Raw genomic sequence first — 10600 nt, forward strand, 5'->3', positions numbered from 1 at the left:
TGCCGCTCGCCTTGTAGCCGGGTTCGGCTAGGACGGAAATACCCCTTAGGGTAAGACCGCCCTACCCGCACCGGCCGCGAACCTCATGCCGGCGAACCACGACCTCATGCCAGCGAAGGAGTGCCGATGACTGAGCAACGCACCTATCACGGCTCCTGTCACTGCGGCGCCGTGCGCTACGAGGCCAAGAGCCCGCCGATCGGCGAGGCCTTGAGTTGCAACTGCTCCATGTGCCGTCGCAAGGGGAGCCTTTTGGCCTTCATTCCCGCCACCGACTTCGCGCTTCAGTCGGGAAGCGACGCGCTCGCCGACTACCAGTTCAACAAGCATGTCATCCATCATCTGTTCTGCCGCACGTGCGGCGTCACCAGCTTCGCCCGCGGCGCAATGCCGGACGGCACGCCGGTGATCGCGCTCAACGTGCGCTGCATCGACGAGATCGATCCCGACACCCTCAAGATCAACCGCATCGACGGAAAGAGCTTCTGATGTCCGCCGAAGGCGCGCTCGTCCTTTTCTCCGGCGGGCAGGACAGCACGGTTTGCCTCGCCTGGGCGCTCGAGCGCTTTCCGCGCGTCGAGACCGTGGGCTTCGCCTACGGCCAGCGCCACGCCGTGGAGCTCACCCAGCGCCAGATCGTCCTCGATCGGATCCGCACCACGTTTCCGCAATGGGGCGACCGTCTCGGCTCGGATCACACGATCGAGCTCGCCGAGCTCGGCCGCTTGAGCGAGACCGCGCTCACGCGTGCGACCGAAATCGCGATGACGAAGGCGGGCCTGCCCTCGACATTCGTGCCCGGACGCAATCTCCTGTTCCTTGTTTACGCCGCCGCCCTCGCCTACCGCCGTGGCCTCGCAAGCCTCGTCGCCGGCATGTGCGAGACCGACTACTCGGGCTATCCCGACTGCCGCGCCGATACCATCCGCGCCCAGGAGGAAGCTATCGCCCTCGGCTTCGATCGCGAGTTCGCCGTCCTGACCCCGCTCATGTACGTCGACAAGGCCGCCACCTGGACCATGGCCGACGAGCTGGGTGGCGCGCCGCTCATCGACCTCATCCGCGAGGAGACGCACACCTGCTATCTGGGCGACCGCACGAAGCATCACGACTGGGGCTGGGGCTGCGGCGAATGCCCCGCATGCCAGCTCCGCGCCAACGGCTGGGCGGTCTGGAAGGCTCAGACGTGATACCGGATCGCCATTAACGCCGTGTCAGCCGCGTACGAAAGTGCGGCCTTCCTTTTCCAACGTCGGGTTCCTAACTTAGGGACGCCGAACCCGTTCGAAAAACCCGATGGAGCCCCCCATGGCCGAGAAGACCGATCTCAAGAAAGCCGCCGCGCTGCGCAAGGCCCCGCTCGCCACGCCGAGCGATCTCGGCGACAACGCCATCCGCGATCTCTCCGGCGCGCTCAACGAGCTGCTCGCCGACGTGTTTGCGCTCTATCTCAAGACCAAGAATTTCCACTGGCACGTGTCCGGGCCCCATTTCCGCGACTACCACCTGATGCTCGACGAGCACGCGAGCCAGATCTTCGCCATCACCGACGACATCGCCGAGCGCGTACGCAAGATCGGCGGCACGACCATTCGCTCGATCGGCAACATCGCCAAGCTGCAGCGGGTGAAGGACAACGATGCCGATTATGTCGACGCGCTCGACATGCTCGCCGAGCTGCGCGACGACAACAAGGATCTGGTGGCGCGGCTGCGCGAGTTGAAGGGCCTCGCCGACGAGCACCGCGACAACGCCACATCGGCGCTGATCGACAACTGGACGGACGAAGCCGAGCGCCGCCTATGGTTCCTGTTCGAGGCGAGCCGCCCCTCCGTCGAAGGCCACTGACACGCCGCACCGCTGTACCCTCTCTGCTCCGCGTGGAGAGAGGGCCTGCGTGATCGGCCAGCGATCCTTGCGATTTGGCACAGCGCACACGGACTGGTTTCCGTTCGCCAATCAAGCCATTAATTCCTTTGGAGCTGGACTTTCGCTCCCCCCTACCCCATATGTCCTTTATCGCCGGAACAACAGGCACCGGTGACTGAGAGATGCTTTGTGCTCCCGCCATGTGGAGCACCGTCATGCCCTTCCCCGAATATCCGCCAGGCTTTGGCCCCCACTCGCTGCAGCTTCTTGACGTGGCGTTGACGAGGGCTTGGCTGGAACGCGTCGCAATCGGTGCCTCGCTCAGTGGCGCCGATAACACCGTTTGCGCCGACTTATGGGCAAAGGTTGAGCGACTAAGCCAGCTGCAAAGCGGACAGGGGATCACGAGAACAGGACAATTGGAGAAGGCAATGGCGGCGCACAGGTTCAAGATCGGCGAGCGTGTAATCTTTCATTCGCCGCGCACGGCGACCGCGCCATCGGTTTTCACCGTTCTGCGTCTGATGCCCGCCGAGGGCCAGGATCTAACCTATCGGATCAAATCCACAGAGGTTGGCATCGAGCGCATTGCCAAGGAACGCGAGCTCTCGAGCCTCCACGAGGAGCAGACATGACCGCAACTTTCGACTACGGCGCGCCCGCCGAGCTGTTTCCCTCGAAAGGAAAGGGCTTTCGCCGCAAGTTGGTGTCCTACAAGCGATTTGTCTCGGCGGCAGCAGCGATTCAGTACGCGATTGAGGAACTGGAAGCCGAGAAGCTCGCCGGCGCCGTCTTGGAGGTGAACGAGGAACGCTTCGACGATGTCGCGATCAGAAACCTCTATGCGAGTGAAGATTACCCGCTGAAACGAATTAACTCCAACGTCGTGCTTTCATAAGGAACAAACATGCAAGTAGGCACCGTCAAGTTTTACAATCATCAAAAAGGCTTCGGCTTCATCCAACCGGACGACGGCGGCAAGGACGTGTTCGTTCACGCGACCGCGCTTGAGCGCGCCGGCATCTCCGCCTTGAGCGAAGGGCAGAAGGTGTCCTTCGACACCCAGGAGGATCGCCGATCAGGCAAGATCGCAGTCGGCAATATCCGCACTGAGTGATCGCGAAAGTACCCGGACAATTCCATGAGGCCGCCTCGCAAGAGGCGGCCTTGTCATTTGCTCCCCGATCGTCGGCTTTCGACGCCGCGCCATGCGACTGCACATGCGTCGTCAATCCGCGACATTGACGAACAGCGAGGCCCTGTCACACTGAGGCACACCGGCCTGCAGCCCCCGGAACGGAGCTCCGTGTTGACAAGATCTTCCGCGACCGAGCTTTCCGTGACCATCGGTCAGCATTCCGAAGCCGGACCCAAGCCCGTCAATCAGGACTTCCATGGCGCAATTGCCCCGGACGGGGCCGAGCGCACCTTGAAGGGCATCTCCATCGCGCTGGCGGACGGCATCTCGACGAGCAAGGTCAGCCAGATCGCCGCGGAAATCGCAGTCAAAAGCATCCTGGAAGAATACTACTGCACATCCGACACCTGGACCGCAAAGACCGCCGGCGAACGCGTGATCCGCGCCGCCAATGCCTGGCTCCATGCCGAAAGTCGCCGCAACTGGCTCCACGACAACCAGGGCTATATCTGCACGCTCAGCGCGCTCGTTCTGAAAGGCAGAACGGCGCATATCTTCCACGTCGGTGACAGCCGCATTTTTCAGCTTGCCGGAGGCAGCCTCGAGCAGCTGACGCGGGATCACCGCCTGGCGGTTTCGAAGACCGAGAGCTATCTCAATCAAGCGATGGGCGTCGCCCCCAATGTCGAGATCGACTACCTCACCTTCGATCTGAAGCCCGGCGACGTGTTTGTCTTGAGCACGGACGGCGTCCACGAGTTCATAAGCCCGCGCGATATGGCGGCCCTCGTCACCTCGGCAGACGACATCGACGCCGCTGCCCGCGACATCGTTGCCCGCGCCCTCGCCAATGGCAGCGACGACAATCTCACGGTCCAGATCGTGCGCGTCGACACCCTTCCGGAGCCGAGCGCGCAAGATGTTCTCCAGGACGCGGAGCTGGCCATCGCCGCCGAGGTGCCGCGCATTCCCTATGATCTCGACGGCTTTCGCATTGAGCGCGAAATCCACGCCACGAACCGCAGCAACGTCTACGCTGCCGTTGACGGCGAAACCGGCGAGCAGGTCGCGCTCAAGGTTCTGTCGGAGAACCTCCGTGAGAACCCCGGCGCGCGCCGCAGGTTCGCTATGGAAGAATGGGTTGCGCGCCGTTTGAACTCGCCGCACGTCGTCAGGGCGGTTCGGACGCAACGCCCGCGCAACAGCCTCTACACGGTCTCCGAGCTGATCGAGGGTGTGACTTTGCGCCAATGGATGCGCGACAACCCGCAACCGGCTCTGCCGGCCGTGCGCGACATCGTCGAGCAGATCGCCAAAGGACTGCGCGCCTTTCACCGCAAGGAAATGCTGCACCAGGACATCCGTCCCGAGAACGTCATGATCGACACATCGGGCACCGTAAAGATCATCGACCTTGGCTCGGTCCGTGTTGCAGGGATCATCGAGGCCATGCCCGCGACGGACACGGGCGACATCCTGGGCACCCATCAGTACGCGGCACCCGAGTACTTTCTCGGCCAGCCCGGCACCGAAAAGTCGGATCTCTTTTCCCTTGGCCTCGTCACATATGAGTTGCTCACCGGCGTTCTGCCTTATAGCGACGCCGTGGCCGATGCGACGACCCCAAAGGCGCAGGCATCGCTCTTCTACGTTCCGGCCTCCGTGCTTTCGCCCGCCGTTCCCGAATGGATGGATCTCGCGATCCGCAAGGCCGTGAGCATCGACCCGGCACGGCGCTACGAGGCCCTCTCGGAGTTCGTCACCGACCTTCGTCGGCCGAACGAAGACTTCAAACCCCGATCGTCCACGCCGCTTGCGGAACGCAACCCGCTGCTGTTCTGGAAGTCCCTGTCGGCGGTGCTTTTTCTGATTGTCATTTGGCTGCTTGCCAAAAGATAGGAAACAGCGCGTCACGTCCCGAGCTTGAACGGATTGAAATCCGTCTTGCGGTCGTAGAAGTCCTCGCCCTCCTCCCGCTTCAGGACATGCGCCCCCGCGCGTTCGAAGCATCGCTCGATCAGAGCGTGTCCGTCGTGATGGACGGCCGCACGCCGCGTCCGGCCTCACCCCTCGCCTTGTTGAGCGCCGCCACGCGCGCATCGTAGTCGAGGCGGAGGAAGCCGTTGAGCGCGTCGTCAGCCACCTCGTACTCGCCGCAGCGCTTGCACCGCACGACCAAGCCGTCGAAATCACCCGAGGTCAGGTCCAGGGCCTCGGCACCGCAGACGGAACATTGCATGGCTGGGCCCCTCGATCGGATCCAAAGACGGAGCACGTAAACCTATATCCGCCAACACCGGCGGGAGTTCCCAAACCATGAGACGGTGCGCCACTTGACAACCGGGACCACCGTCCTAGGGATCACCGCATGTACGCAGTCAAAGAGATCTTTTACACCCTCCAGGGCGAAGGCGCGAATGCCGGCCGCGCGGCCGTATTCTGCCGCTTTGCCGGCTGCAATCTGTGGTCCGGCCGCGAGATCGACCGCGACACCGCCGATTGCCGCTTCTGCGACACCGATTTCGTCGGCACCGACGGCGCCGGCGGCGGCAAGTTTCCGGAAGCCGCGCATCTGGCGGCCGCCGTCGAGGCCGCATGGCAAGGTGGTCAAGGCGATCGCTTCGTCGTGCTGACCGGCGGTGAGCCGGCATTGCAGGTCGACTCCGCGCTGATTGATGCGTTGCATCGCCACGGCTTCTCCATCGCCGTTGAGACCAACGGCACGCTGCCGTTGCCCCCCGGCCTCGATTGGATCTGCGTCAGCCCCAAAGCGGGCAACGCGCTGCGCCAGACCACGGGCGACGAGCTGAAACTGGTCTACCCGCAAGCAGGCCTTGCACCCGAAAGCCTGCTCGATCTGGACTTTCCGCGCCGTTTTCTCAGTCCGATGGACGGCCCGGCGCTGGCCGAGAATACGGCCGCCGCCGTTGCTTACGTTAAGGCAAACCCCATCTGGCGCCTCTCGGTCCAGACCCACAAGCGCATCGGCATTCCATAATGGCATCGGGCATCGGCGGAGTTCGCGCCGCTGGTGCCTCGCCCTGGCGCCGGCCGCCGAAATCCCCTATCTCACCGCCATAGAGCAGGAGACCACCATGGGCCGCGAAACCACCGGCATCACGCTTTTGGGCGGCGCGACGCAAATCCCCGAAAGCCCCGACAAGGCCATCCTCGAGCGCGTCGCCAATCCGCACGCCGACACGGTCTACGTCGCCCGTTTCACCGCGCCGGAGTTCACGTCCCTCTGCCCGGTCACCGGCCAGCCCGACTTCGCCCATCTCGTGATCGACTACATCCCCGGCGATTGGTTGGTCGAGAGCAAATCGTTGAAGCTCTACCTCGCGTCATTCCGCAATCACGGCGCCTTCCACGAGGATTGCACGGTGGCCATCGGAAAGCGTCTCGCCACCTTGCTCGAGCCGCAGTTCCTGCGCATCGGCGGCTATTGGTATCCGCGCGGCGGTATGCCGATCGACGTGTTCTGGCAGACCGGCAAGCTGCCCGATGGCGTCTGGCTCCCGGACCAGGGCGTCGCTCCCTACCGCGGCCGCGGCTGACGCCAGCCTACGCCTGCCCCTGCTGCGAGGCGACACCCGGCTCTGCGACGGTCATGTCGTTGCCGCGCCACGTGAAGCCATCACCGATCCATCCCTTCATCCACACGATCGGCAAGGCGAGATCGCGCACCAGCCACGCGACGGGCGCCACGGCACTCACATGCCAGCCTGCGGCCTTCGCCAGCACCGCCTCCGTGCCGAGCCAGACGGCCGCTACCATGGCAGCGGCCGCAGCGCCGTTGAGATCCACGAGCGGAGCCGCCATGACAGCCGCGCACATCGGCGCCACGCTCCCCGTCAGAACTTCGGGCGAATAGCAGAGCGGAAACGTCGCCCGCCGCAACCGCGCCCAGCGCACCTGGCGGTCGAGAACCTGCCGCCGGCTCCGCGCACCCAGCGGCTGCTCGAACGGACGGTCCACGAGCCGCACGCGCAATCCTCGGGCCCGTACCACTTTGGTGGCGGCCGCATCCTCGGCGATCTCGATCCCAAGCGCGCGGATGCCGCCCGCCGCGTCGAGCACCTCGCGCGGCCACAGCATCGACTTGCCCTGAGCAAATCCGAAACCGACGCTATCCGCCGCGAGCTGCCAGCGCGCCTGATAGGTGTTGAGGAAAGCGCACTCGACCTCGGCCCAGAACCCGAGCGGGCGGCTGCCAACCGGCGGTGAGCACACGAGCCCCGTGTCGCGCCCCATCGCGGCGAACATCTCGCTCACATAGTCGCGCGGCATGAGCACGTTGCTGTCGGCGATCACGACCCAGCCGTGACGCGCGCCAGCCCAGCCCTTGATGATGTTGTTGAGCTTGGGGTTCGCCGTGCTCTTGTCGTCGCCGATAGCGAGCTTGGCGTCCACGTGCGGATGTTCGGCAATCAGGCGCCGCACCAGCGGCACCGCCGCGTCACGCTCTCGCGCCGAGCAGAAGATGAGCTCGAGCCCCGGATGCGCGAGCTTGAATGTGCTCCTGAGCGTCAACTCGTCGAACGGATCGAGACCGCAAACCGGGCGAATGATCGACACCGGCGGAAGTGGCTCCTCGAAGCGAGCCGGACGAGCGCCGCGCCGGATGCGCCATATCGACAGCGCCGCACTGACGACATGCACGAGTGCCGCCAGTGCCAAGAACCCGAGGGCAGCCCATTCGATCACCGCTGCGTCGTCTCCCGAGAGAAAGCCTACGGAAGTGCAGTCCTTCGAGGATTCAGGTAACAGGCCGATGACGCGAAGGTAACGGTTCGATGACGGATCGTGTCGACCCCCGCGCGTTGCTGCGCGAGAGGCGTCATCATGCAATGCGGCGAAAAGAAAAGGGGACGCGAAAGCGCCCCCTTCCAAGTCTGCGGGAGAAGTTGCCCAACTGCGTCTGACGATCACGCGTCGCGCGACGAGCCAAGGACACATGTACTCTAGCAGCCACCCGGCGCAGCACGTCAACGAGGGAAGACCGGCCCCAACGGCGCCATTTCGCCGCGCGCACATGTCACGGAACTGCAATGTTGGATGCGCGGTGTGCAGAAACGGCATCCACCGGGAAAAATGCCCGACAAACAGGCACATCTCGCGCGATTGGACGCGTATTTTCGCGCTGTCGACAAGCCCATCAAAACAGTGTGAGAGCCACCCTCATTCTCGCCCAGAAGGTGCCAAAAAACTGAGACGCTTCGCGGGTACGTTCGCGCTCGGATTCGGGAACAACAGCCTTTGGAGCGGCCCAATGCCTGTGAGGCTCGACGCCCTCGAAACGGGCGATAGTGTCGAGATCAAATATCGGCTCTGGCGTCCGGCCGACGCCAGCGGCGAGGATTTCGTCGAAAGATGGATCGGCGCACGCGTCGTCGCATGCGAGCAGGGCACATGGCCGCTGGTACGCCTTGCCGACGGCCAGGTGACGGAGATCCGCCCGTTCATGACATGGCGCTGCGTGGCGCGTGCGAGACGCACCTCGGTCGCCATTGCTGCCTGATGCGGCAAGCGCAGATTTCAGCCGGCCTTGGCCGCTGCACTGGGCGGCGGCACCAGCACGGGACGCTTCGGCGCCACGGCGGCCTTGCGCGCGGCCACGGGCTTCGGGCGTTTTTTCGCCGCCTTGGGTGAAGGCTTCGCGGCCGCCTTCTTGGGCGCCGACAGCTTGTCGATCCCAACCGCGAGATCCGCCTGCTGTTTGCCGAGCGCCTTGACCTCGGCCTTGAGCTTTTGAAGCTCGGACAAAATATGGCTGAGCTTCTCGCCCTTGCCCTTCTTCCTCTTGCTCATCGTCACATCCTCACGCCGCACAGCACGCGAGGACACTATCCCTCCGCGGGCCGGCAAACAAATACGTCCTTCGGAAACGCCCCCGTGCCTCATGTTGCTCAAATGGCACTCCGGCGATCCGAGCATCGTCATCTGGAACAAACTGCAACGGAATTACGTAGTTCATGACGTTGACCGTTTGGATCACACCGGAGCGGCGAGGCGACGGGAGACGTTATGATTATTTCATTGTCTGACGAGTTGATCATGGCGCTCGCCGACGGCGAGCTCGAACCGCACATGGCGGCCCGCGTCCGCGAGGCCATTCTCAATGACGACGCGATCCGCCACAAGCATGATGTCTATCACAGCACCCGCACACTGCTGTCGCGATCCTTCAGCCGCATCCTTCACGAACCGATCCCCGAGCGCCTGAAGCGCGCGGTGCGCGGCAGGATCGTTCGTGGTTCAAGCAGCTGATAGACCGCGGGTCAGCGTGCCAATCCGCGCCAGAAGGATAGGATGGCGCCCGCCGCAGCGTCCGGCTGTTCGACCTGCCACCAGTGTCCGCAGTCGAGCGTGACAGCCCGCGCGCTTGTCACGTCGCCGATGCGTTGCCCGTAGTCGGGCGGCGCATAGATGTCGCGCGCGCCCCACAGCACGAGCCCGGGCGCCGAGGCCTTGGCGAGATCCGGGCCCCAATCCCGGAACACGTCGCGACCGGAGCGATAAAGCGCGAGGATACACGCCTTCATCTCGGCGTCGATGCGGCCGGCCGTGGCCTGCGCGTCCGCCTCCGAGAGACCTGCCCGCATCAGCATGTCTCCGGCGAGCGCGGCCGAGAGCCGCTCCATGGCCTTCTCCCCGGCGCCCGGTGTCTGCCAGAGCCGTGCCGTCGGATGCCAGGTGTAGTCGGGTGTGAAAGGGGCGCCGCCGCCGACCCAGCTGCGAACGAGATCCGGCCGCGCAGAAAGCACGCGCATCATGAGGATCGACCCCCAATCGTGCGCAACCACGTCGCGCGGACCGGGAATGGCCTCGAGCGCGGCGATCAGCCAGTCGAGATAGGCCTCTTTGCTCGCATCGAAATCTGCGTCACGCGCGCATCCGAACCCCGGCATCGAGAGCAGCACCGCGTTGCTCGGCGCGAGCAGCGGCACCAGACGATCCCACACCCGCACCGTGTCCGGAACACCGTGGAGAAAAACACGTGTCACGAAGAACCTCTGAGCAGAACCTAAGGCTTGCGCCGGATGGACGGCGCGGTCCGTTGTAGCGACGAAACCACCTGCGCACGCCGCGGCGTGCCCTTCGTCGGCGGCGCGTCGAACGTCACACCGATCTCCTCGCCGCGCCGCCACACCACCGTGCAGGGCACCTCGATGCCATCGATGTCGATCAGGAGATCGAAATGGCCGGGCGCCGCAACGCCTTTCGAAATCTTGAGCCGCGCGCCCGTATCGGAAATGTCTTTGACGGCACACGACAGGGTGGACGTGCGATCGTTGAAGGCGATTACGGCCCCCTTCAAGACCCGCTTGCGCGGCGCACCGCGCTTGTCGTTGTCATCCATGGCCTCGCCCGAGGAGCGCCTCTCCTCCACGAACTAAGTCTATCGGAGGAAACTATGGTTCCCGGATTGAGGACTGACGCCAGCCCGCAAAACAACCCACACGTACCAAATCTGGATTCTCCAGAGAAATAAACCGGGATTTCAGGAGCTTGGCTGGGACGGGAGGGTTCGAACCTCCGAATGGCGGAATCAAAATCCGCTGCCTTACCACTTGGCTACGTCCCAATGCC

At 64.1% G+C, this 10600-nt stretch carries 16 protein-coding genes and 1 tRNA gene; 11 read left to right on the top strand and 6 right to left on the bottom strand.

From position 1 onward, the window contains the following. The first annotated feature begins 126 nt into the window (after nucleotides 1-126). From QZV93_RS15230 to QZV93_RS15260, 7 genes are all read left to right on the top strand, one after another. Entirely contained in the window at nucleotides 127-489 is a 363-nt protein-coding gene (locus QZV93_RS15230; RefSeq protein ID WP_295559477.1) for a GFA family protein, read from the top strand. Beyond that, nucleotides 489-1190: a 7-cyano-7-deazaguanine synthase QueC gene (gene queC, locus QZV93_RS15235; protein WP_295559478.1), complete on the top strand. Its 702-nt coding sequence runs from the start codon at nucleotides 489-491 to the stop codon at nucleotides 1188-1190. The genes QZV93_RS15230 and queC overlap by 1 nt, the downstream gene beginning before the upstream one ends. Before the next feature lie 118 nt (nucleotides 1191-1308). Further along, entirely contained in the window at nucleotides 1309-1848 is a 540-nt protein-coding gene (locus QZV93_RS15240; protein WP_295559479.1) for a DNA starvation/stationary phase protection protein, read from the top strand. Between the two features lie 452 nt (nucleotides 1849-2300). After that, on the top strand, nucleotides 2301-2504 hold the full coding sequence (locus QZV93_RS15245) for a hypothetical protein (RefSeq protein WP_295559480.1): 204 nt from the start codon (nucleotides 2301-2303) through the stop codon (nucleotides 2502-2504). After that, complete coding sequence (locus QZV93_RS15250; RefSeq protein WP_295559481.1) at nucleotides 2501-2767, top strand: hypothetical protein; 267 nt, start codon at nucleotides 2501-2503, stop codon at nucleotides 2765-2767. The genes QZV93_RS15245 and QZV93_RS15250 overlap by 4 nt, the downstream gene beginning before the upstream one ends. Before the next feature lie 9 nt (nucleotides 2768-2776). Beyond that, nucleotides 2777-2986, top strand: coding sequence for a cold-shock protein (locus QZV93_RS15255; protein ID WP_295559482.1), 210 nt, complete (start codon nucleotides 2777-2779; stop codon nucleotides 2984-2986). A gap of 192 nt (nucleotides 2987-3178) precedes the next feature. Continuing rightward, nucleotides 3179-4906: a bifunctional protein-serine/threonine kinase/phosphatase gene (locus QZV93_RS15260; RefSeq protein ID WP_295559483.1), complete on the top strand. Its 1728-nt coding sequence runs from the start codon at nucleotides 3179-3181 to the stop codon at nucleotides 4904-4906. A 118-nt stretch (nucleotides 4907-5024) separates the two neighbouring features. Here the strand turns inward: QZV93_RS15260 and QZV93_RS15265 are convergent, their stop codons facing one another. Beyond that, nucleotides 5025-5246, bottom strand: coding sequence for a hypothetical protein (locus QZV93_RS15265; RefSeq protein ID WP_295559484.1), 222 nt, complete (start codon nucleotides 5244-5246; stop codon nucleotides 5025-5027). Nucleotides 5247-5375: 129 nt separating this feature from the next. On the opposite strand from QZV93_RS15265, the gene queE reads away from it, so the two are divergent. Together queE and queF are read left to right on the top strand one after the other, a co-directional pair. After that, on the top strand, nucleotides 5376-6005 hold the full coding sequence (gene queE / locus QZV93_RS15270) for a 7-carboxy-7-deazaguanine synthase (protein WP_295559485.1): 630 nt from the start codon (nucleotides 5376-5378) through the stop codon (nucleotides 6003-6005). Nucleotides 6006-6102: 97 nt separating this feature from the next. Next, nucleotides 6103-6564, top strand: a complete 462-nt coding sequence (queF, locus tag QZV93_RS15275; RefSeq protein ID WP_295559486.1) for a preQ(1) synthase — start codon at nucleotides 6103-6105, stop codon at nucleotides 6562-6564. A gap of 7 nt (nucleotides 6565-6571) precedes the next feature. Here queF and QZV93_RS15280 read toward each other — a convergent pair whose 3' ends face one another. Further along, nucleotides 6572-7714, bottom strand: coding sequence for a ceramide glucosyltransferase (locus QZV93_RS15280; RefSeq protein WP_295559487.1), 1143 nt, complete (start codon nucleotides 7712-7714; stop codon nucleotides 6572-6574). Between the two features lie 565 nt (nucleotides 7715-8279). Here QZV93_RS15280 and QZV93_RS15285 point away from each other — a divergent pair. Beyond that, on the top strand, nucleotides 8280-8528 hold the full coding sequence (locus QZV93_RS15285) for a hypothetical protein (RefSeq protein WP_295559488.1): 249 nt from the start codon (nucleotides 8280-8282) through the stop codon (nucleotides 8526-8528). A gap of 17 nt (nucleotides 8529-8545) precedes the next feature. On the opposite strand, the gene QZV93_RS15290 is transcribed toward QZV93_RS15285, so the two are convergent. Next, entirely contained in the window at nucleotides 8546-8818 is a 273-nt protein-coding gene (locus tag QZV93_RS15290) for a hypothetical protein (protein ID WP_295559489.1), read from the bottom strand. A 246-nt stretch (nucleotides 8819-9064) separates the two neighbouring features. On the opposite strand from QZV93_RS15290, the gene QZV93_RS15295 reads away from it, so the two are divergent. Continuing rightward, nucleotides 9065-9277, top strand: a complete 213-nt coding sequence (locus tag QZV93_RS15295; protein WP_295559490.1) for a hypothetical protein — start codon at nucleotides 9065-9067, stop codon at nucleotides 9275-9277. Between the two features lie 11 nt (nucleotides 9278-9288). Here the strand turns inward: QZV93_RS15295 and QZV93_RS15300 are convergent, their stop codons facing one another. The 3 genes from QZV93_RS15300 to QZV93_RS15310 form a co-directional block, all read right to left on the bottom strand. Then, the gene (locus QZV93_RS15300) at nucleotides 9289-10014 is read right to left on the bottom strand and encodes an alpha/beta hydrolase (protein ID WP_295559491.1); all 726 of its coding nucleotides are present in this window, start codon (nucleotides 10012-10014) and stop codon (nucleotides 9289-9291) included. Between the two features lie 20 nt (nucleotides 10015-10034). Beyond that, the gene (locus tag QZV93_RS15305) at nucleotides 10035-10370 is read right to left on the bottom strand and encodes a PilZ domain-containing protein (protein ID WP_295559492.1); all 336 of its coding nucleotides are present in this window, start codon (nucleotides 10368-10370) and stop codon (nucleotides 10035-10037) included. A gap of 150 nt (nucleotides 10371-10520) precedes the next feature. Beyond that, a tRNA-Gln gene (locus QZV93_RS15310) sits at nucleotides 10521-10595 on the bottom strand. Nucleotides 10596-10600: the final 5 nt, after the last annotated feature.

The sequence above is a fragment of the uncultured Hyphomicrobium sp. genome (assembly GCF_902826555.1).
Classification (GTDB): Bacteria; Pseudomonadota; Alphaproteobacteria; order Rhizobiales; family Hyphomicrobiaceae; genus Hyphomicrobium_C.